Origin of the sequence: Aquimarina sp. AD10 (assembly GCF_003443715.1) — a bacterium.
Lineage (GTDB): Bacteria > Bacteroidota > Bacteroidia > Flavobacteriales > Flavobacteriaceae > Aquimarina > Aquimarina aggregata.
The window spans coordinates 5,527,289-5,549,544 of record NZ_CP031965.1; the positions used below are offsets into that span (position 1 = coordinate 5,527,289).

Below are 22,256 nucleotides of genomic sequence, written 5' to 3' on the forward strand. Positions count from 1 at the left end.
AAATATACTAATTATAACATGGAGGAATTGCAAAAAAGAATAACGGATCTTGAGAAGGAACTTATTGAGCAAGAACATCGTCCAATAAGAATAGTTTCTAATTATCTAAAAAGGAGACAATACACGAAGGATGATCCACGCAGGTTAGCAACAACTAAAGCAATTATATGGAGATTGTTATTTTCGCCAGCTATACTTGCTACTACCACGGGTGGTGGCCTTACACTAGCAACTATAATTTTTATGATGATTCAGACAGAATTATTATCAGATCAGAATAGTCTAATTAAAGATCAGAATAAATTTTTTCAAAATCAGATTTTAAATAGTGACATTCAGGTTCAGCGGGAAATAATGTATAATAATGAAGAAAAATATTCTAAAAATCAAGTGATTGAAGCACTATTATCATACATCAAATTAAAAAGAAGAATAAACCCGAATGATAGAATAATTATTTCAAGTTTAAACCTGAGAAATGCGAAAATACGTTATTCTAAGTTAGAAAATATAGACTTTATAGATACTGATTTTAGAGGGTCAATTTTTAGTGAAGTTAGTTTTAAAGGAAGTAGTTTTAATAATTGTAAATTTTATTTAAATTTTGAATCTATATCACAAAAATTTACTTCTATTAAAAATAATAAAATATTACATTTTAATTCTAAAAAAGAATACCCAAAAAAAAAGAATACCATTTTTATTGGATGTAATTTCATTAACACTAATTTCCATCAAGGCAATCAGTTTGGAGGCACTATATTCTTAAATTGTTTGATGAAAAATTCCAATCTATACAATAGAAGATTTGACGACCCATCTGCAACTGACTTTCGGAATTTATATAATGAATTAAACGCCATCATATTCTGTTCAAATTTCCCATATGTTAATGATAGAACAGGTTTCGTTCATAAAAATTTTGGAAGTATGGATTCTATTTTAGACGGTTTAGTAGATAAAAATCAACAATTGGATAAAATATTAAATTATATAGAATCTACACAACCTAAAAAATTTAAATTAGTCTTTGATAGTTTTGTTAAAAGACATAAAAATGAAGAGTATGAAGATTTTGAAATTGTGAATTTAATCCAATCTATAGGTGACTTTCATAACGACGAATACATAGAAAGATGGAAGTCAGAAATTCTTGACAATACAAGAATAGATATTTCTGAAAGAATTTTTCAATTAAAATATGAAATAGAATTTAGAATATTTTATTTAAGTGAACTTCATGTTGGTATTCCTCGCAGTTTACAAAAATTATATTGGGATATCGGTATCAATGGTTAAGAATAAGTGTAATACAAAAATATAAAACAGCATTATTTTGTTAAATATATTATAACCAGTGTTTTATTATTGTGTTTGATTAGATGTGAAATATATCCAGAAAACTGTATTTTTTTTGTAATATTATAAAAATTTGATATTTAGCTATGTATATGCTAAAGTCATTTAAAAATATAGAAATACAGAAAAAACTGAAAACTTAACTAATTTTATTTAAAAAGATTATTGATTAAATCGATTTGATCGTCCATGATTTGTTCTACAATATGCACATATATCATAGTTTCTTTTATTTCTGAATGTCCAAGTAATTTTTGAAGGTTTTCTACACGACCACCACTAATTAAAAAATTGGTTGCAAAAGTATGCCTGGAACAATGAAAATGAAGATTTTTCTTGATTCCTAATTGTCTGGCGATAGTTTTTAACTCTCGGTTGATATGCTCACGAGTATATTTCCCTTCCCATAGGGTTGGAAATGCAATCATTTGATTGGCATATTGATTTAGTTTTATTCGAATAAATTTAGATGTTTTTTGCATTGTAAAGGCTAAATGATCACCAATGAAATTTTCTTCAGTAATTGACTCAATATCGCTTATTCTTAGGCCAGTAAAACAGCTAAACAGAAATCTACTTAATATGTTTTTATGAGACTTTGTGACAAATTCACTATCTCGATATTTTACTAAAATCTTTAATTCTTCTGGTAATAAAAATGTACGATCACCTACCATTTTTTTAACAGAAATATCGTCGAATTTTAATTCAGTATTAACTCCTTTTTTGTTAGCTGCATGCAGGTATTTTTTGAAATTTTTAATTGTTCCCTCTATTGTAGCGGGTTTGTTTTTTTCAGAGTTTTTCATCCAAGATCTAAAATCAATCAAAAACTGCTCATTTATTTCATAGAAATACAACGGAGATTTGAATTGCTCTATTTTTGATAGAGCTCCTTTTTGTTGTCTATAAGTTGAATGTTTTAATACTCCTCTTTGTTCCTCTAGTATTCTTTTGGCAAAAGCAATGTAGTCAATTCTTAAACTTGGATTTTCAAGTTCTTCCATCAATCGGTTTAATGTGAGAGCCTGATTGTTCAATCTATAATTAACTTCTATTTTATTAATGTCGGCAAGTCTTTTTTCGATTATCAAATTGTAGTCCTTATAGTTCTTACACTTTTTATTGATACGTTGTTTCTTCTTATCAAATTGATCTAGTTTAACAGAGATATCTAAAGGAATTCTTTTTCTGCTATTTAAATATACCTGGAGGTATAGGGCACAGGTTCCATCGTTGCGTACATAATCACTTTTGATGATTACTTTGTATGTTAACTTCCCATTCATTTTCTGTGGGTCAAATTGTGGGACAAATACAGAATTTTGATTCATTAACTCCATGAGGCTTTATTTTATGTAACATGTATAAAACGCTAAAAGCGAGTATTGTACATAATATTATGTACAATACTCGCTTTTATTTTTATGTCTTTATTAGACTTTGTGACCTCGGCAGGATCACAAATAATATTTTTAATTACTCTTATTAAACATTTAAATATTAATAAATAAGCATATTTATAAGGGGTTTAAGGTTTTTTTAATCCTTGTGTATTTAATGAGATTTAAAATAATGGACTAAAAATGGTCATAATATGGACTAGATTTATGATATTTGTATACCTCGTAAAATATAAAGGAGATGGCAATTACTTTCTTTATCCAATCCAAAAAAGCCCCTGCCCCCATATATGTTCGTATTAGGGAAGGTGTAGAAATTGATGCAAAAGCAAAAACTGGTTTTAAGGTTAACCATGAAAACTTTTCTAAGGGTAAAGTAAAACTCTTTAAAAAACCATCTGGGGCTGATGCTTCTGTAAAAAAGGAAATACAAGAGAAAAATGATCCGTTAATTAAGCTGCAAGAGGATTTGGATAGTCTCAGAATACATCTTACAAACTTACTTAACAATCGCAAAGAATATGAAGAGATAAATAGTAAATGGCTAAAAAGTGTTATAAATCCTGATAAAGAGGTAGATTCTGTTCCTAGTAATTTGGTTGAGTATTTTGATTATTATATAGATTTTAAGAGATCCTCTTTAGAATCTTCTACCATTAAAAAACTTAAAGTCTTTAGATCTAGAATGGGCGATTTTCAAAAAGACTATGGAATCGTCTATATTCAGGATGTTAATAAAAAATTAAGTATAGCTATCCAGAAATGGTGTGATAAAAATGGATATGCCCACAATACAAAAGTAAAAACATTAAAAGTTATCAAGACTGTTTGTAATCATGCTAAAGAGAACGGTGTTATTGCTCATCCAGAATTAGATTTAATAACTAAAGGTTTAAAGTACAAAAAGGTAGAGCATATACATTTGGATTTTGATGAAATACAAAAAATAATAGATTCAGATCTAGAAGATGAAAAGCTTGATATTGCTAGAGATTGGTTAGTGATATCTTGTTATACCGCACAGAGGGTTTCGGATTTTTTGAGGTTTAGCAAAGACAGTATTGTGGAAATGGATGGAGAGAAGTTTCTAGATATTAGACAAAAGAAAACTGATGAACCGATTTATATTTTCTTGAGTGATGAGGTGGTTGACATTTTAAACAAAAGGGGAGGAGAGTTTCCTCCTGTCTTTTCAGAAAACACAGAGAGTAATAAAACCATCTATAATAGACTTATAAAAGATGTATGTCGCTTAGCTAATATTAAAAATACAGTAACCGCAAATCTAAGGAATCCTTTAACCAATAGGTATGAGGAAAAAGAAGTGCCCAAATATAAGGCGGTTAGTACACACATAGGGAGAAGGTCATATGCTACAAATTACTATGGTAAAATAAATACGGCATTGTTGATAGCTGCAACAGGACATGCATCCGAAGAACAGTTTTTGCGTTACGTTGGTAAAAAAGGAACGCAAAATGCTTTGTCGTTGGCAAAAGAGATGCGAAAACTAGCAGTAAAAGAAGGTAGAAAACCTCATCTAAAACTCATTAAAAATGTTTCCGGTTAATTATAGGTTTTTAATCCAAGAGCTTTGTCTATAATAATTCCTTATATTTAATACTTATTCAATAGAGATAGGTGATATTTGGTTCTATGAAGAACAATAGTGTTATTGATAAAGAATGTTATGATATAGATAACCCATTGGTGGATATAACCAATGATGAGATAAATTTTATAATTCAGTATGTGCTTTCTCCTGATCATAAAGAAGATGTTAGAATAGATAGCATACCTTTTTTTATAGCAAATATCATAAGTTATATTAGTAGTGAAACTTTATTACAAGATATTATTGCTCTTCAAAAAAATGCGGGACTCTTAAAAGATGAACATGTAATTAGACATATTTTGGATGGTAAATGTTTTTCATCGGATCATTTTTTTACAGATAGGGTTAAGATAATTGCAGTATCATATTCTATATTAATGAAATATGAGTTAATGTGCTTTTTTTCAAAAGGTATAGGTTGTTGGATTCCCGAATTATCTGTTCAAGTAAAAGGAAGAAAGGTATATCATAATTTATCCTTGGTAAGCGATATCCTGACCAGAGAAAGTGTAATGAAATCTATAGAGGACTTTAGATGCCTTTCATATAATGAACAGGAGAACAAAATGAATATATTGATTAATCAACTCCGAGAACAAGACTATAGATTTGGTACAAAGTATAATACACCACATATTGATTATATATCTGAAAGCAAAAAAAGTCTTGTTGTAGAAAAACAGGTTTCCGTAACAAAAGAAGAAAATAAGAATGAACAAATTAATCCGTTTCCTTTAATTTTTGCTGATGATACAAACAGAACTTACTTTCTGTTCCATTTTTGCATGGAAGAACTAAAGATTAAAGATAAAACCAAGGCTTCTATCTTATATCACTATTTTAAACTCCATAACTATCTTAGCCCAGATTGCCGTCAAGATGATTACAAAGAATTTGTAGAAAAAAAGTACGGTATTAGGATCTCAAAAATTTTCCAAAAGAATCATAAAGCAGAAGATACTATCAATATCACTTTACCAAATTTGGAAATTTCTTTTAATGATCTACAAAATGAAATGAAATGAAACGTTTGCTATAAGAAAAATGAAATGCTTCACATAAATATTTGCATTGTAATCAAAAAAAACAAATTACAATGAAAAGTGAATCATTTATACAGTTAATAAGTATAACTCCAGAACAATTACAAAGTTTATATCTACAAGGAATAAAATTGGAGTTTGAAGAGTTGAAAAAATCTTTCCAACCAAAAGAGCCTACAAAATATCTTACACGATCTGAGGTTTCCGAAATGCTCAAAGTTGACTTGTCTACTGTTCATAATTGGACTAAGAAAGGTAAGTTGAAAGCTTATGGTATTGGTGGTCGTGTCTACTATAAGAGACAAGAAATAGAGGAGTCACTTATAAAGCTTAGCTAGTATAATCTGCTAAGTATCTAAAGTAGGTCAAGTGATTGATTTTGTGAAAATGCAAATAAAAGGAGTTGTACGTTTTGTTTTAGAAGAGAACCCTTATCTGGAGTTTTATTATAGAGATATCAACCTTGTAACAGGAGAAGTTAGAACTATTAATCGAAATGGGAAAAGAAAAACTCCTTACAAATATGCCGATTACAAGGGGTTAGAATTTAGAATATACGATTCTGGTAGTATTTATGTTATGGGAAGCTTACATAAATACTGGAACGATGGAGAGCATAACTATAATGATCTTACTAAGGAGATGTTTTTTGCTGTAGTGCAAGATTTAGAAAAAAGGTTTGATATTGATCCTAAATTATGCATTTTAAAGAATTTGGAGATAGGGGTTAATATTATACCTCCCATACCAGTTAATACGGTCTTAGATCATTGCTTTTTACATAAAACAAATCCTTTATGTTATACCCATAATACGGATGAAGGTAAATATAGACAGGTTAAGTATGAGCAGTATATTATCAAAATCTATAATAAATCTCTTCAATATGGTATCGATAAAGAGATTTTAAGGTTTGAAATTAAGTATACAAGAATGCAAAAAATCCATAGAGAAAAGATCTTTACATTAAAAGATTTGGTCAACTATGGGTTTAAAAATTTCACAAATATTTTAATAAAAGAGTGGGAAAATATATTGTTTTACGATTCATCGATAATTCATAATACTGTAAGATTGGCGAATTATAGAAACCCTTTGTATTGGTTGGATTTATTGGAAAATAGAAGCTCTTCAACATTTAAAAAACATCGAAAGGTGTTAAGATGGCTTACTAAGAATTACTCTCAGAATTATAAGCAAAAAATCTTAGAAACTATAAAGTGCAAAATTAATGATCTTGCGATGGGGTGTCCTAATTTACAACTTGTCTATAATGTAATAAAAGATACCCCTAAAAGACTGATTTTTAGTGAGACTAAAAAGTATTGTTTCGTAACAGGGCTAGATATATCAATGCAGAAAAATGATAGCATAACTTTGTCACATACAGGGTTGAGGTATTATCGGAAGTATTATCCTAAATTGTATACAAAGGTTAAGGAAAAGTATTTAACCCGAAGATGGTCGAATTCATCCTCGGAAGAGGAGATTAGAGAGATAGCACATCATATCCGTGATATTAAACGTAATTATATAAGAAGCCGAAATAATAAATATAAAAAAGGTCAATTAAATATGTTCGGAGTCTTAGGGATACGTCCTTTATCTTTGGCTTCTGTAAAGGGGGTAGAATTTATGTAGTTTCTATTCGTGATTCTAAAGAATAGAAAAAAAGTCAAAAATCTCCTGAAAACACCTAGAAAAGATACCCCATACGCATCTTTTTAACGTTTTTGTTTTTCCTTGTGTTTATTTAATAAAGAGTATACTGTTTCGAGTTTATAACCAGACATTATTTTTTTTAAAGGGTATTATGTTTAACAACTTCTGAGGTTGTCAAAATTATTTGTTTAAAAATATTTTTGTGTTGAGTATAACTATAAAGGACTTGTATAATTGGGTATGTGAAGAAATCAATGAATTTGGGATATATTTCTATATGGAACACGTGTGCTCACATCAGCTAAAAAAGAAATAATATAGATGATATTATGCAATAAGAGTTCATTAATTTAAGAGGAATACTAAAGGAAATGTTTCTGCTAAATAAGATCTGTTAGACTAGGTTAGCTAGAAATCATTTTATGAATGTATGTGCTTTCATTGATATCTTCCATTACGTGAAAAATTAGCCAAAGTAGGTTTTACCGCAAATTTTATACTTATTACCAAAAATTTTGGGGAATATAGCTATAGGATGTTGTTTTTTTATTAGATTAAAGCTTAATAAATTTCATTCCTTTAGAAGGGGATGAGTAAATTGTCTTTTTATGAATAAAAATTTAAAAACTGCATTATTTGTATTGAATGCTATTGTTTTAATTCTTGCTATTGTTTGGGTTAAAAATGACTCTCCTGAAATAGAACCGATAATTGTAATAGTTGGACAGATAATAGCTTTATTGTTACTATATTTTGAAAAAAAACTTCCTTTTACAACTGTTAAAACTGTTTCCAAATCTCAGGTGGACATTGATGTGTCATCTGAAGATGAGTCTATTATACATGTTGAAGACATTCAAGATGATTCAAGAGTGAAGATTAAAAGAGGGAATGATAGGAAAGGTTAAAGAGTTTTTTCATAGAAAAGGAATTTATATTAGCAGGAGAGGAATCTATATTAAAGGTCTTTATAATTCTAATGTCATTATTATTGAGAAATTAATTTTTACTTCTCAGATGGACTTGGCTAAAGATCTTTCTAAAAGTAGGATTACAAAAAAACAAATTAAATCTGTTGATCGAAAAAAGTTTATTGGTAACTCCAAAATAGATTCTAGATATATTGACCGTACTTTTTATTATAATAATGATCAATCTGATACAAGTTTTGACTATTCTTTTCATGAAAGAGAAGATGAGGTAAAACTTAAAGATGAAATAATTAAAAGAGACAAAGTTTTAATTCTTGGTAATCCGGGTTTAGGTAAAACTACAGAGTTAGAAAGATTGGCAGCTATGTTATGGAATGAAGATGAACTGTTAATTCCAATATATAAGAATTTAAAAAACTTTACAGCTCAAGATACTTTAGAAGCATACATTGGTTTAAACTGGGCTTTGTTGGATAATGTGATTTTTATTTTTGATGGAATTGATGAAATATCTGATATTCATGATTTTATATCTAAGCTGGAGAGTTTTATAACTAATTTACAAGGATATGATATAAAACATAGGTTTATAGTAAGTTGTAGAACAAATGTTTACGAAGATATAGTTAAGAGGATTGTTGGTTTTCATAAATTATTTTTACGTGAATTTCGATTTGAAGAGGGTTTTGAGCTATTACAGGAAAGTTGTAAGAATAATTTGGATAAGAATTCTGTGAAGAGTTTTATTAGTAATTTTCTTAAAAATCCATTGCAAATTGAAATCATTGCAAGTTTTATAAATGTCAAAGGAAAAATTCCAACGAATACTGCTGAAATTTGGAAGGAATATATAGATAAAAGATTGGCTAGAGATGCAGGTTTTAAGTTGATTAGGAGAAAACTTAATATTCCATTAATTAAAACTCATTCTAAGTCAATTTCGTTAATTAATGAATTAATGAGAAGAAACACTTTCAGTGATGATGACATCTATACAATACTGAACAATAATACAAACGATTTCAAAGAGTTTAAGAAGAACCCTTTGATGGATAAGTATATTAATTCTGATCTATGGTATTTTGAACACAAAAATGTACAGGAATATTTCGCAGCTTCAAAATTGTCAATGCGAAATTTCAACTTCATAATTGATTTTATTCAAATCGAAAAAACGGGAAAGACTCATCCGTTACTATTTAATACAATTACTTTTCTGATAAATCTTTTACCAAAGAATTCTAAAAAATGTTCTGATTTAGTTAATTGGTTAACAGAAAATGAGCCAGAATTACTGTTTAGGGCTGATTATGATAGAATAAATGATGATACAAGAGTAATGGTTTTTCAAGCTTATTTCAGAAAAGAATGTATCGATAAAACATTATGGATTGATTCCAGAAGAAAGTTTGAGCTTGATAGGATAGCTAGATTTGCTGATACAACAGAAAATTTCCAATATTTATATGAAATAGCACAAGATACAGAATATCATTTCAGGGTTAGGTATTCGGCATTAATGCTCTTGCCTGATTTTAGAATTCCTATGGATAGACGTAATGAAATTCGAGAATACATAATAAATCAACTTAATCTTGTTGATTTGGAAATTGCGATTAAGTGTCAAATCATGAGTTATGTCAAAGCAAAATCTTTTTATCTAAACAATCGAGATTTAATAAATGAAATATTTGACATTTTTGAAGGTGAAGCTAACAAACAGATTAATTCATCCTTAATTTCATTAATTGAAAATAGAGATGATATAGATGAATTTGCTGAATACATTTACGAAGAATTTAAAAGAGTTCATCATTTAGTTCCTAGAAATGATAATGATGATGTTATGAGGGGGAATAAGTATAAAGTAGAAAAATTAATTTTTAGGTTTGATTCAGCAGATAATTTTTTACTTGTTGTATCTCATTATTTTAATAATGATATTGGTTATCGAAGTATAAATGATCAAGTAGGTAAAATTTCGGAAAGATGTATTTATTTTATTAATCAGGATCAACAGTTTTTAATAACCTTACTTGATGAAATTAATGATGTGCTTAGGTTTCATACTCATCGTGATTTGCTTTTTCATATTATAAATAGTACACAGACTAATGATATGGTAATTAGGCATTTAGTAACTAACTATGAGGTTAATGAGGTTTTAATTTTAATAGCTCGAATTCTTGAAGAGAATAGTTTGGATTTTGTTATTAGTGAATTTATTAAAAAGGGTATAAATAAAGAAGAGATTGAGGGGTTTAGAAATAGAATTGCAAATACCAATACTGATAGATTAGCTTTACTTTTTGAGAAGAAAATGGCTAAGAATGGAATTAATTTTTCAGAAGTATTGTTTACTAGTGAACAAAGAGAACAGCAACAGGACTTTTTTTTGGATACTGTTCAAGAAAACTTAAATGTTATTTTTGACACTAAGGAGTTATTAGAGAGAATTCAAGCTGTTTTTTTAGAAAATGAGGATTCTATTAATTGGGAAGTGTTTTTGGAAATAGAACATGAATGGTATGAGGAAAATGGTTTTGGAAGTGTAATGGTTGATACTCCATTATCGTTCATTCGAGAATTCTTACCATCTGGTAATAATGCTTTGAATTTTGATATGATAAGAGAAAATCTTGAGGAAGATTTTGTGAGGTTTTACGAGTTAAAGCGTTTTATACAAAATTGTAAAAGTCATAATTGGGAATTTCAGTTATCTAATGAACAAAAAAAGAGTGTTGAAAAATGGTCTTTTGGTGAAGTTGAAGATTTCGACTTTGATGATGTTATAACTGTATTTAATGGGGGCAGATCATATACCTCCAATAATAACAATAGCCTTAAAATAGAAACCATTTTCTTTTTTCAAGATTTATTAGGTTTTGACCTATCAATTGAATTTTTACTAGGATGTATAGAATTTGATTTGTTTATAAATGAAGATGGAGATAAGACACTTATTGAACATTATGATTATCTAAAAAGTAAAATTAACAGTGATGAATTGTTTAATGAGAGAATCATCTTTAACCTAAATAATAGGGAGCTTTTTTCTTGGTCGTTTACAAAGCATGTGGGGTATGCTTTGGATTATCAGTTGGTGGATGTTTATCCCATAATAAGGACATACTTTTTAAATGATAACTTGTCTTCTCATGAAAGCGAAAAATTAGAGAAATTTGTACAGCTTACTGATGATATAGCTCTGCTAATTGAACGATGTGAGGATATTAACAGTCAGTCTCATTGGTCAGCTATTAATATTTTGATGGACTTGAATAAAGAGCAGGACTTTTGTGTCGATCGATCGATTGAATATTTGGGATTGGAAGGTGAGATTCATAATACAAATGCATTACAAGTTTTGTTTTTGTCTAATAGAATTGAAGCTATTCGATATATAATTGATGTAATGGATAGGGATGAGGAGATACTTTCAATTAGATCGTTTAATTTTGAGAATTATAATATTATTGAAGATTATAATATGATTCGGCAATTATTTGAAATAATTCATCAAACAGATTTTGATGATTTTGAGCGAAGCAGTTATAAAGCTTTCTTATCTGAATATCTTATTAATATTGTTCGTAAGGGTGATATAGAGTACAATAGAGTTATGCAGATTCTTAATGGTATAAAAGATCGATTAATTGCTGAAGATAATGATTTGTTTCATGTTAACATGTTAATAGATGAAGTGAATTATAATTATTATTTTTCAAAGTCCGATCCTTATGAATTTGAGGAAGCTTTTAGTTGTATTAGTGAATTATTGTAATAATTTAAATATTTAATTTAGGACTTAATATGGACTAGAAAAGAGTATAAAAAAACGCAACAAACTAAAAATAAGTTTATTGCGTTTTTGCTTAGTGACCTCGGCAGGATTCAAACCTGCAACCTCTTGAGCCGTAATCAAGTGCACTATTCAGTTATGCTACGAGGCCGTTTTGCGGGTGCAAATATAACGGTTTTTTATATTGCTAACAACATTTATATAATTTTTTTGAGAACTAAAAAAAAGCTACTCATTAAGTGTAGAAAAATAAGTTCTGATCACCTAATTAGAGTAGCTAGGTACATTAACTATAACATTTTGTATTATAGTCTTTTAGTTAGCTTTATGATTTATTGACTTTGACCTGTCATCATTTTTTTTGCTAAATCTGCGCCAATCAAGGATTGCAATAAATTACCATTACTATCTTTTTTACCACCATCTTGGATGTAAATTTCTGGTAGTTTAAGCTCTTTAAGTTCCCGGGCAATGTTAACCGAAGTTTTATATTCCCACTCTGCTCGCTCTTGAGGAGTTAATCCAGCATTTACTAATTTTGCATTTTCATAAGACTGTGCATCTGCCATGGTCTTTTGTGTTTTTGCTTTAAACTGTGCTACCTCATAATTTTTACGTTCCTCGATAAGATTAAATTCGGCTACTTTGGCTTTGGTTTCAGCTTCAATAGTTTTTTGGATTTGCTCTTTTTCAAGTCGTGCACGTTCTGTTGCTTTTTCAGCTTCACCTTTTGCAATTTCTTTTTGAGCACGATAAAACTGTCGTTCTGCTTGTTGTTTTTCTAGTTGCGTTTGTGCTACCTCTTCTTTTTGTAACTGCAAACGCTTATCAAAAGTAGTTTCCCAATCGATTTCTGTAACAACAGCCTGTACTACAGTAAGACCATAGGCCTTTAATGAATTTCCATGTTCTCGTATTGGCTCTCCATTAATATATTTAATTCTATAGCGTTTTTGTTTAGAATCTTTGTTTACGACCGTTCGAACTATTGTACTGTCACCAATAATTTCTCTTTGTTCACTTGCGATATACTCTTCTAAGACATACATACCATTCTCTAATTGATCTTTAAAATATCGATCAAAGTCAGAGGCCTGACCAGAAATATAGTCTTGTGCATCCATAAGTTTACAAGTGTTTTTTATAGATTGATCGATATTGGGTATAATTCTAGAACGAATTAAGTTTTTTTCTGTCTTATTACGATCGGCAACCGATAAAAACTGTGTCTCGTCTGCCGTATTGATACTAATCACAACAGAAGTTGCAATTCTTGCTTTTACGGCATCACTAAACGCCCAATACTTTGCAATATCTACATTAGCATATTTACTTTGTTCTCCTAATTCCCCATCTTTTTTGTTAGGGATCACGTATTTGATTGGCAGTTCAAATTGTATAGGGATTAATCGACCCCACATTTTGGTATTAATACCTTGATGTACTACTGCTTTTTGACTCCCCCATGGGTATTGCACCGCATAGGCAGTACCTGGTTCTGCATAGAAGAACATACCAGAGATAACACTAAGTATAAAACCGATCCCGATCATCTGGAAATTACGTTGTTTTGTAAACCAGTTTAAGGCTTTTATAGTTTTAAAAAAAGGTTTGATAATGAGCATGATAATTCCAACAAGAATCATCAGAATTCCAATAATTGTTAGCATATAAGATAAATTTTTTAAGGTTGAATGATTGTTTTTTGTTTACCCGAAGAAGTAATTTTGTTTACATGATTACTGTGTTTTTAGATATGAATATTAAGATTAGTTTGTTACTGTTTTTTTAATATATCAGAAGAAAAAGTATTGGCAAAACTTTTATAATAAAATCTACAAAACTGATTATGCATTTATAACTAAAAAGATGAATACTGTTTTAAATTGAAATATTGATGTCTTGAAAGATGTTAATGAATATAACTTTAATATGGTTTTTAGTTTATGTATGTAATAATTGAAGGCGATTTTTTAGTGTTGTTTTTATTTTCAAGGGGATTTTCATGTTTTTTTCGGCTCTTTTTTTAATTTTCATTATTTTCGACCGATGAACATACAAGATTTTATTCGAGATATTTCTGATTTTCCTAAACCTGGAATTTTATTTAAAGACATTACTCCTTTATTGGCTAATCATGAGGCTTTAGTAAGTTGCGCTGATCAATTGGCAAGCTTTTGTCCTAAGGATGTAAAAATAGACAAAGTGATAGGTATAGAATCAAGGGGATTTATAATTGGTGCAATGATTGCAGAACGCCTTGGTGCTGGGTTTGTTCCGGTTAGAAAAAAAGGAAAATTACCGTATACAGTAAAATCTATAAGTTATGGACTTGAGTATGGTGAGGACACTTTAGAGATTCATACCGATGCTATTGTGCCGGGAGAGCATGTTTTAATCCATGATGATGTATTAGCTACAGGAGGAACTGCAAAGGCAGTATGTGATTTGGTTACAGAATTGGGGGGTAAAGTTGTACAGTGTAATTTTATTATGCAACTCGATTTTTTAAAAGGAAAAGATAAATTAGATGTTCCTATACAATCATTACTAACTTATAGTTAAAAAAGAAGCCCTCATATAGTGAAGGCTTCTCAACAAAAACTATAAAATTAATGGGAATATTATTTTTTAGTAGTTGCTATTATTGCTCCGTCTTTTGCTTTATCACCATAAATACTGATAGCTGTTTCGGGTTTCAGGAAATCCACTTTATCCAGTTGATCTGTTTTTGCGAGCTTATCTAACGTATCAAAGCTTACTTCTTTTCCATCTATGATAATGAGTTTTTCTATATCGGGATTATCGATAAAATTAAATTTTTGATGTTTTCCGTTTTGAAAAGGGCGTAATTTTTGACCGTTAAATGTAAATGCGCCGTCCTCATCTTCTTCAAATGTAAAAGAACTCATAATTTGATCTTTTAATTTCTGAAAATCAAAATGGTTTCCGTTAATCGAAAGAGAGTCTGATTCTTCATCAAAGTTAAAATTAAACGCAAAATTGTGTTTTTTCATAATACTGTCCATGTCTACCTGAACATGATTAAAACCAGATTGACTTTTCCAAGCTGCGATATCAAATACTCCAGAGTTTGAGATATATAAATTTCCATCTTTATAGCCAAGCTTGATTTCGGAAATAGGAGTATTTGAAGAAGAGGAGTATTGACTTTTAGAGTTACCTTTCTTAAGAACAATACTTAAGCTGGTAAGCTCATTTTTGTTATTATATTCGATTTTCTTAAGTATTAATTCAATACCACTCTCTGCAAAGAAAGCTTTTAGATCTTCGAGTTCTTTTTCTGAAGTATTCTTGTTTATAACTGCAGTTACTTCATCAGATTGTTTTGTGCTGATTTTTAATGGTTTGCTAGAATCTGATGTAGAAGCGGTTAAGGATAATGTACCTAGTACAGTCATTCCTAAAAGTATCCATTTTTTCATCTGTTCGTATTTTAGGTTATTTGTTTAGTGATGTTATAACTTCATCATAATTACGAAGAATTGATAATGGTGTTGCAAAAAAAATGATTTTTTATGCGAGGGAGTGTAGTATGCTTTATAAAGCTCTTTTGGTTACATATAATCTCCATCCAAATATAAGTAGCTGTAATTTTGAAGCTTTGCCTAGATCTAGGCGCCTTTTGGTAAAACTTGGAAGAATCAGTTTATTGATTTTGGCAAGGATAGAAAATAGTGTTTTTTTCATATTACTAAAATACTCAAAAACTCGCTTGGTTAAGTGAGTTTTTGAGTAAAAATAACAATTATGCAATATGCTAAATAGTTATATTTTTATGATCATAGATATTGATTTGCTTGTTTATTTTTTTGTTTTAACTTCAATAACTCCATTCTCACCTTTTTTACCATATTTTTTTTCGGCTTTCTTTCCTTTATAAACATTCATGCTTTCAATATTTTCAGTGTCTAAGTTTTCCATTTCTTCTTTTGACGATTCTTTTCCGTCAATAAAAAATAGTGGATCTTTTTTAGCTCCGTCGTTAAAAAAAGCATAGGTTTTTTTGTCTTTTGTGTTTATTTTGAAATACCCTTCTTCTGGACCATGAACTTCTTCTTGGATGATTTTTCCGTCTTTATCCTTTATTTTAACAGTTTTAGATCCATTATTGTTAGAAACAATATACTCTTGTTTGTTATTGTCAGAATAGACCTCTAGTATTTGATCTTTGCCTTTTTCACGTATTGATATAGAATTAATATGATCAGATTGTCCTATACTTATACCATATGTTTTGCTGTTATATAAAATTACAAAAGACTGTATGGGGGATTCATTTTGTAAAGAGTAGTTGGCATTGCTCTTTTTAGAAGATACATTTACCATAATACCTATTATTTCATTATTTGTATTTCTTTGGATGTTAGAAAACTTGATATCTACATCATATTCATCTTTAAAAGTCTCTTTGATACGATTTAAATCTTTTTTGGATGAGCTTTTGGTGATTTTAAATTTTACTATTTTTTTATCTCCTTTAGTGGCATTGCTAGAGGTTGTAGTATTATTTTCTTTTATTTTGACAATTTCATTGGTATTAAAACTCCATAAGAATAAGCTTAGGAGTGGGATCACAATAGCAATTTTCCATAATTGTTTTTTCTGAGAATTTTGTTTGTTTAACATAACAATTCGTTTTTTGATTAATGATTGATAAAAATTATTAGTAATAGTAGAATAGTTATTTGATGATACACTCACCAAAGTCATAAAATATTCTTTCTTAGAGTTTACTTGATTAATAGTTTCTCTGTCGGCAATAAATTCTAGATTTTGTTCAGTGCTTTTTTTGTAAAACCAAACAATAGGATTAATCCACTGAAAGATTAAGAAGAGATTGGTAATAATGATGTCTAATGTGTGGTTTTGAGTGACATGTACTTTTTCATGTTTAAGAATCATACTAAGCTCTTGACTAGAGTGTAACTTTGGATTGTAAACGATATAGTTAAAAAATGAAAAAGGACTTATGTCTTCTTGAACTTGAACAAATTTGAATTTTGTTTCTTGGGTGTAATTATGATTTTGTATAAGTTTAAATAAGGATATTAATTGAATCGCGAAGCGAATTGAAAATACAAGCACACCTAATAAGTAAGTTATAAAACCTATGAGCCACCAATTTACTTTTGTGGATACTTCATTTATTGGGGAATTTTGTTTTGATGCTATAAGGTATATATCAGGTTGATCAATAAATGTGATAAAAGTAAACTCAACAAAAGGTAGTACAAGAGAAAATAAGATTCCTGTTAGTAAAAAATGCCTATTAACAGTAAAAAAAGTATTTTTTCGAAGTAGTACATAATATACCAGGTAAAAAATGGCTAGTAATATACTGGATTTAAGAATGTATAGTAAGAAAGCTTCCATATTATTTCTTTTGTTCGATTACTTTTAAAATTTCCCTAAGTTCATCGGCTGTAATTTTTTCTTCTTTAGCAAAAAAAGACACCATATTTTTATAAGAGTTATTAAAGTATTGTGACATGGCAGTGGTCACAAAACGATTTCTATACTCTTCTTTATCTATAATAGGAAAATACTGATGCGTTTTGCCAAATGCCTGATGATCCACATATCCTTTTTCTTCTAAATTACGTATGATAGTTGATACGGTATTGTAATGCACAGTATTGTTAAGTTCTGCTTGTACTTCTTTTGCAAATGCTTTTTGAAGTTTCCAGAGTGCTTGCATTACTTCTTCTTCTTTATTCGTAAGTTTTTGCATGGTGAGTTTTTTATTTGATTCAAATGTAAAACTACTTTTTTAGTTATACAACTAATTTTATAGTTATTTAACTATTTTTTTAGTTTTCAGATGCTGATTGGGATAAGACTAAATAAAAAAATAGTAGCCTATACCTATAAACTAAGAGATACTTATTTTATATTCGCAAGCAAATATTTTACGATGATTATAAGTGTATTTTATGTTTTAATAGGGCTTGTTCTATTGGTTGTAGGAGGGGAGTTTTTGGTGCGCTCTTCTGTGGCCTTATCTTTTAGACTTAAGCTGTCAAGAATGGTTATTGGTTTAACTGTAGTTTCTTTTGCTACGTCTGCACCTGAGTTGTTGGTGAGTGTGCAAGCTGCGTTAGATGGGTTGTCTGATATCTCTTTGGGTAATGTAGTTGGATCTAATATTGCTAATATAGGATTGGTATTAGGAATTACAGCTATAATTGGTCCTCTAGCCATTGATAAAGATTTTTATAAGTTTAATTGGCCTGTAATGGTTTTGTTATCTTTTGCATTATATCTTCTTTTGAATAATGATGGGGTTTTGACGCAGCTAGAAGGTGGCTTACTTTTAGTATCATTATTTACATATCTTTTTTTATTACTTAGACGAGCTAGAAAACATGCAGATACAGTTGTAGAGGAAGTAGATGATTCTCTTCAAAAGACTTCAAATTTTAAAATCATAATATGGCTTTTAATAGGAGGATGTGCACTTTACTTTGGTTCAGAATTATTAGTAAGTGGAGCTGAAAATATAGCCTTGACAATGGGTGTTAGTGAAGGAGTAATTGCCGTAACCTTAATTGCCGTAGGTACAAGTGTGCCAGAATTAGCTGCCTCTGTTATTGCGGCGCTTAAACAAGAAAAAGCAATTTCTTTAGGGAATCTTATTGGGTCAAATATATTTAATATTGCTTCGGTTTTAGGAATTACATCTTTGATACAACCAATAATAGTCAAAGATGAATCTCTTATGAGTGTTAATATCTATTGGATGCTAGGGTTTGCATTGGTGTTATTACCTCTTGCATTTATCCCTAAGCGAATGACACTAGGTCGCCCTAAAGGACTTTTGATTTTTATAGCTTATGCTATTTTTATAGCTTTAGTTTTTATAAAATAAAATTTATAGCAAGATCATATGCTAAATAAAAAACCTCTCAATGTTATTGAGAGGTTTTTTAGCGTTTAACCAACATGAGTAGTTAGTTGTATATTGGGTTTATGCTAATATTGCAGATACATCTGCAGTTTTCACAGTTTTCACAATTCTAGCAGCAATTTTATAAGGATCACCGTTTGAAGCTGGACGACGATCTTCTAACCATCCTTTCCATCCATTCTCTACAGTAATAATAGGGATTCTTATAGATGCACCTCTATCAGAAATTCCATAAGAGAATTCATGGATAGATTGTGTTTCGTGCTCACCAGTTAATCTTTGGTCGTTAAATTCACCGTATACAGCAATGTGCTCTTTTGTTACAGGTCTAAAAGCTTCACAGATAGTTTCGTAAACTTCTTTAGAACCACAAGTTCTTAATACTTCGTTAGAGAAGTTTGCGTGCATACCAGAACCATTCCAGTCACCTTTAATTGGTTTTGGGTGGTATTCAATATAGTATCCATACTGCTCAGTTAGACGATCTAATAAATATCTTGCGATCCAGATCTCATCTCCTGCTTTTTTTGCTCCTTTAGCAAACAATTGAAATTCCCATTGTCCACTTGCAACTTCTTGGTTGATCCCTTCAAAATTAAGACCAGCATCGATACAAAGGTTTGCATGCTCTTCAACAAAATCTCTTCCATGCGTATTTCTTCCTCCCACAGAGCAATAGTACATTCCTTGTGGACCAGGATATCCACCAACAGGGAAACCTAATGGTAACTGTGTTGCCGTATCCATAATAAAGTATTCTTGTTCAAAACCAAACCAGAAATCATTATCATTATCGTCAATAGTAGCACGTGCATTAGATTCATGTGGAGTCCCATCTGAATTTAAAACCTCGGTCATTACTAGATATCCATCTCTTCTAGAAGGATCAGGATAGATTGCTACTGGCTTTAATAAACAATCAGAAGAACCGCCTTCGGCTTGTTTAGTAGAGCTACCATCAAAAGACCACATTGGGCAGTCTTCTAGCTTTCCGCTAAAATCTTCTTCAACTTTTGTTTTACTTCTTAGATTAGCAGTTGGTTTGTAACCATCTAGCCAAATGTATTCTAATTTAGCTTTACTCATAATTAATACTTTATAAATTGAACTCTTATAGATTTCAAAAATAATTTATCTTTCGAGATAACCAAAAAAAAAGGGGGTGATATAGTTAACTATCTAATCATTTTTATTAACACCCTACTTTTTTGGGGGGTATTTTTAAAAATCATCAATTTTAAAAGAATATATTTTTCATATTCACAATAAAAAGTTCTTATATCTTTGCAAAAAACTTAAGCAATCATGTCAACACTGAGATTTCAAGCACTAAAAGAGACGTTAAATCGTAGTTCTGTGGCAGTTACAGAAACAGAACGTCGTTCGGTATTATTTGGGGAAAATGTATTTAATCAAGCAACTATGTTGCAATACTTAACCAAAGACGCTCATAATAGTGTAGTGGATGCTATAGAGCATGGTTCTAAGATTGATCGTAAAATAGCCGATCAAATAGCATCTGCAATGAAAGATTGGGCATTATCAAAAGGAGTAACCCATTATACCCATTGGTTTCAACCTCTTACCGGAGCTACGGCAGAAAAACATGATGCTTTTTTCGAGACCATTGGTAATGGTCAGGCAATAGAACGATTTGGAGGAGGACAGTTAGTACAGCAAGAACCTGATGCATCGTCTTTTCCACACGGAGGTATTCGAAATACATTTGAAGCTAGGGGTTATACCGCTTGGGATCCTACTTCGCCAGCATTCATATATGGTACAACTTTATGTATTCCTACTGTTTTTGTTGCGTATACAGGTGAGGCATTAGACTATAAAACACCCTTGTTAAGAGCATTGCAAGCAGTCGATCAGGCGGCGACAGCAGTGGCTAAATATTTTGATAAAAACGTAAAAAAAGTAAATGCATCCTTAGGATGGGAACAAGAATATTTCTTAATCGATCAGGCTTTAGTAAACTCTAGGCCTGATATTGTGATGACGGGTAGAACACTGTTAGGGCATTCACCCGCAAAAGGACAACAGTTAGACGATCATTATTTTGGTAGTATTCCTACAAGGGCTTTAAATTTCATGAAAGATTTAGAAGTCGAATGTATGTTGCTAGGTATTCCTGTTAAGACTCGTCATAATGAAGTAGCACCAAATCAATTTGAGTTGGCACCTATATATGAAGAAACAAACCTAGCTGTAGATCATAATTCACTTTTAATGGATATTATGGCAAAAGTAGCTACAAGACATAAATTAGTGGTTTTACTACATGAAAAACCTTTTGCAGGAGTAAATGGATCAGGTAAACATAATAACTGGTCTTTAAGCACAAATACAGGTATTAATCTTTTAGGACCTGGTAAGACGCCAATGAGTAACCTTCAGTTTTTGACATTTTTTATTAATACGATTAAGGCTATTAATGAAAATGAAGAACTCATGAGAGCAGGTATTGCATCTGCAAGTAATGATCATAGATTGGGAGCTAACGAAGCTCCGCCAGCAATAATGTCTGTATTTATAGGAGAACAACTTACTGCAGTTCTTAAAGAATTAGAAGGAGTTACAGATGGTAAACTTTCTCCTCAAGAAAAAACAGATCTGAAACTAAATGTAGTGGGAAAAATCCCTGAAATTTTATTGGATAATACAGATCGAAATAGGACTTCTCCTTTCGCATTTACAGGAAATAAATTTGAATTTAGAGCTGTAGGATCCAAAGCTAACTGCGCCAATCCAATGACTATTCTAAACACGATAGTTGCAAAACAACTGGTAGAATTTAAAAAAGAAGTTGACGCTTTAATCGATAAGAAAAATCTTAAAAAAGATGAAGCTATTTTTAATGTTCTTCGTGAATACATTAAAAAATCAAAAAATATTCTTTTTGAAGGAAATGGGTATAGCGTAGAATGGGAGAAAGAAGCGAAAAAAAGAAAACTAAGTAATAATAAAACAACCCCAGAAGCTTTAAAAGCAAAAGTGTCTCAAAAGAACATTGCTCTTTTTGAAGAAATGGGAGTGATGAACAAAATAGAATCTGAAGCTCGGTACGAAATAGAAATTGAAGAATATGTAATGCGTATTCAGATTGAAAGCCGCGTGTTAGGAGATATTGCAAGAAATCACGTAATTCCTACAGCGATACGCTATCAAAATATGCTTATTAATAATGTTTCTGGCCTCAAAGAGCTTTACGAAAAAGATTTTAAGAAGTATGCTAAGGAACAAATGGAAATTATTGAAGAAATTTCTGAACATATAGGTAAGATTAATACCAAGGTTAACGAAATGACCGAGGGACGTAAAAAAGCAAATAAACTTCAAAATTTAGATCAAAAGGCAGCCGATTATTGTAATCTGATAAAACCTATTTTTGACGAAATCAGATATAGTTGTGATACATTAGAGTTACTTATCGATGATGAATTGTGGCCATTAACTAAATATAGGGAGCTTCTTTTTACGCGATAAGTAGGAATTGACTTACT

At 30.3% G+C, this 22,256-nt stretch carries 16 protein-coding genes and 1 tRNA gene; 10 read left to right on the forward strand and 7 right to left on the reverse strand.

Annotated features, from left to right (window positions below; genetic code table 11):
* Window positions 1–18 precede the first annotated feature (18 nt).
* Window positions 19–1,299 (forward strand): pentapeptide repeat-containing protein, encoded by a 1,281-nt coding sequence (locus D1816_RS22995; protein ID WP_118505876.1) that lies wholly within the window; start codon window positions 19–21, stop codon window positions 1,297–1,299.
* 209 nt (window positions 1,300–1,508) lie between these two features.
* Here the strand turns inward: D1816_RS22995 and D1816_RS23000 are convergent, their stop codons facing one another.
* On the reverse strand, window positions 1,509–2,702 hold the full coding sequence (locus tag D1816_RS23000) for a site-specific integrase (protein WP_118505877.1): 1,194 nt from the start codon (window positions 2,700–2,702) through the stop codon (window positions 1,509–1,511).
* A gap of 301 nt (window positions 2,703–3,003) precedes the next feature.
* Between D1816_RS23000 and D1816_RS23005 the strand changes: the two genes are divergently transcribed.
* The 6 genes from D1816_RS23005 (at window position 3,004) to D1816_RS23030 (ending at window position 11,798) form a co-directional block, all read left to right on the forward strand.
* Window positions 3,004–4,332 (forward strand): phage integrase SAM-like domain-containing protein, encoded by a 1,329-nt coding sequence (locus D1816_RS23005; protein ID WP_118505878.1) that lies wholly within the window; start codon window positions 3,004–3,006, stop codon window positions 4,330–4,332.
* Window positions 4,333–4,418: 86 nt separating this feature from the next.
* Window positions 4,419–5,402, forward strand: coding sequence for a hypothetical protein (locus D1816_RS23010; RefSeq protein ID WP_118505879.1), 984 nt, complete (start codon window positions 4,419–4,421; stop codon window positions 5,400–5,402).
* Between the two features lie 71 nt (window positions 5,403–5,473).
* On the forward strand, window positions 5,474–5,758 hold the full coding sequence (locus tag D1816_RS23015) for a helix-turn-helix domain-containing protein (protein WP_118505880.1): 285 nt from the start codon (window positions 5,474–5,476) through the stop codon (window positions 5,756–5,758).
* A 31-nt stretch (window positions 5,759–5,789) separates the two neighbouring features.
* Window positions 5,790–7,061 carry a hypothetical protein gene (locus D1816_RS23020; protein WP_147405067.1) on the forward strand — a complete coding sequence of 424 codons (1,272 nt, stop codon included), beginning with the start codon at window positions 5,790–5,792 and terminating at the stop codon, window positions 7,059–7,061.
* 629 nt (window positions 7,062–7,690) lie between these two features.
* The gene (locus D1816_RS23025; protein ID WP_118505882.1) at window positions 7,691–7,990 is read left to right on the forward strand and encodes a hypothetical protein; all 300 of its coding nucleotides are present in this window, start codon (window positions 7,691–7,693) and stop codon (window positions 7,988–7,990) included.
* Window positions 7,974–11,798 carry an NACHT domain-containing NTPase gene (locus D1816_RS23030; protein WP_118505883.1) on the forward strand — a complete coding sequence of 1,275 codons (3,825 nt, stop codon included), beginning with the start codon at window positions 7,974–7,976 and terminating at the stop codon, window positions 11,796–11,798. Before D1816_RS23025 ends, D1816_RS23030 begins: the two co-directional genes overlap by 17 nt.
* 95 nt (window positions 11,799–11,893) lie before the next feature.
* On the opposite strand, the gene D1816_RS23035 is transcribed toward D1816_RS23030, so the two are convergent.
* Window positions 11,894–11,967: transfer RNA gene (locus D1816_RS23035), tRNA-Arg, on the reverse strand.
* Between the two features lie 181 nt (window positions 11,968–12,148).
* On the reverse strand, window positions 12,149–13,486 hold the full coding sequence (locus tag D1816_RS23040; protein WP_066314209.1) for an SPFH domain-containing protein: 1,338 nt from the start codon (window positions 13,484–13,486) through the stop codon (window positions 12,149–12,151).
* 379 nt (window positions 13,487–13,865) lie between these two features.
* Between D1816_RS23040 and D1816_RS23045 the strand changes: the two genes are divergently transcribed.
* Entirely contained in the window at window positions 13,866–14,381 is a 516-nt protein-coding gene (locus tag D1816_RS23045) for an adenine phosphoribosyltransferase (RefSeq protein ID WP_118505884.1), read from the forward strand.
* Between the two features lie 59 nt (window positions 14,382–14,440).
* Here the strand turns inward: D1816_RS23045 and D1816_RS23050 are convergent, their stop codons facing one another.
* From D1816_RS23050 to D1816_RS23065, 3 genes are all read right to left on the reverse strand, one after another.
* Entirely contained in the window at window positions 14,441–15,262 is an 822-nt protein-coding gene (locus tag D1816_RS23050; protein ID WP_066314206.1) for a hypothetical protein, read from the reverse strand.
* Window positions 15,263–15,641: 379 nt separating this feature from the next.
* Window positions 15,642–17,213: a M56 family metallopeptidase gene (locus D1816_RS23060; protein ID WP_118505887.1), complete on the reverse strand. Its 1,572-nt coding sequence runs from the start codon at window positions 17,211–17,213 to the stop codon at window positions 15,642–15,644.
* Window position 17,214: 1 nt separating this feature from the next.
* Window positions 17,215–17,571, reverse strand: a complete 357-nt coding sequence (locus tag D1816_RS23065) for a BlaI/MecI/CopY family transcriptional regulator (protein ID WP_066314201.1) — start codon at window positions 17,569–17,571, stop codon at window positions 17,215–17,217.
* A gap of 189 nt (window positions 17,572–17,760) precedes the next feature.
* Between D1816_RS23065 and D1816_RS23070 the strand changes: the two genes are divergently transcribed.
* A complete protein-coding gene (locus D1816_RS23070; RefSeq protein WP_118506321.1) occupies window positions 17,761–18,708 on the forward strand; it encodes a calcium/sodium antiporter in 948 nt (315 codons plus the stop codon).
* A 99-nt stretch (window positions 18,709–18,807) separates the two neighbouring features.
* Here the strand turns inward: D1816_RS23070 and D1816_RS23075 are convergent, their stop codons facing one another.
* Window positions 18,808–19,833 carry a glutamine synthetase beta-grasp domain-containing protein gene (locus D1816_RS23075; RefSeq protein ID WP_066314200.1) on the reverse strand — a complete coding sequence of 342 codons (1,026 nt, stop codon included), beginning with the start codon at window positions 19,831–19,833 and terminating at the stop codon, window positions 18,808–18,810.
* Window positions 19,834–20,052: 219 nt separating this feature from the next.
* On the opposite strand from D1816_RS23075, the gene D1816_RS23080 reads away from it, so the two are divergent.
* Window positions 20,053–22,239, forward strand: a complete 2,187-nt coding sequence (locus D1816_RS23080) for a glutamine synthetase III (RefSeq protein ID WP_066314199.1) — start codon at window positions 20,053–20,055, stop codon at window positions 22,237–22,239.
* Window positions 22,240–22,256 lie beyond the last annotated feature (17 nt).

Coding starts and splice junctions, on each gene's coding strand:
- D1816_RS23040 (WP_066314209.1), bottom strand. CDS start 13,486: ATGCTAACAATTATTGGAATTCTGATGATTCTTGTTGGAATTATCATG.
- D1816_RS23030 (WP_118505883.1), top strand. CDS start 7,974: ATGATAGGAAAGGTTAAAGAGTTTTTTCATAGAAAAGGAATTTATATT.
- D1816_RS22995 (WP_118505876.1), top strand. CDS start 19: ATGGAGGAATTGCAAAAAAGAATAACGGATCTTGAGAAGGAACTTATT.
- D1816_RS23080 (WP_066314199.1), top strand. CDS start 20,053: ATGTCAACACTGAGATTTCAAGCACTAAAAGAGACGTTAAATCGTAGT.
- D1816_RS23050 (WP_066314206.1), bottom strand. CDS start 15,262: ATGAAAAAATGGATACTTTTAGGAATGACTGTACTAGGTACATTATCC.
- D1816_RS23025 (WP_118505882.1), top strand. CDS start 7,691: ATGAATAAAAATTTAAAAACTGCATTATTTGTATTGAATGCTATTGTT.
- D1816_RS23000 (WP_118505877.1), bottom strand. CDS start 2,702: ATGGAGTTAATGAATCAAAATTCTGTATTTGTCCCACAATTTGACCCA.
- D1816_RS23015 (WP_118505880.1), top strand. CDS start 5,474: ATGAAAAGTGAATCATTTATACAGTTAATAAGTATAACTCCAGAACAA.
- D1816_RS23010 (WP_118505879.1), top strand. CDS start 4,419: ATGAAGAACAATAGTGTTATTGATAAAGAATGTTATGATATAGATAAC.
- D1816_RS23065 (WP_066314201.1), bottom strand. CDS start 17,571: ATGCAAAAACTTACGAATAAAGAAGAAGAAGTAATGCAAGCACTCTGG.
- D1816_RS23045 (WP_118505884.1), top strand. CDS start 13,866: ATGAACATACAAGATTTTATTCGAGATATTTCTGATTTTCCTAAACCT.
- D1816_RS23005 (WP_118505878.1), top strand. CDS start 3,004: ATGGCAATTACTTTCTTTATCCAATCCAAAAAAGCCCCTGCCCCCATA.
- D1816_RS23075 (WP_066314200.1), bottom strand. CDS start 19,833: ATGAGTAAAGCTAAATTAGAATACATTTGGCTAGATGGTTACAAACCA.
- D1816_RS23060 (WP_118505887.1), bottom strand. CDS start 17,213: ATGGAAGCTTTCTTACTATACATTCTTAAATCCAGTATATTACTAGCC.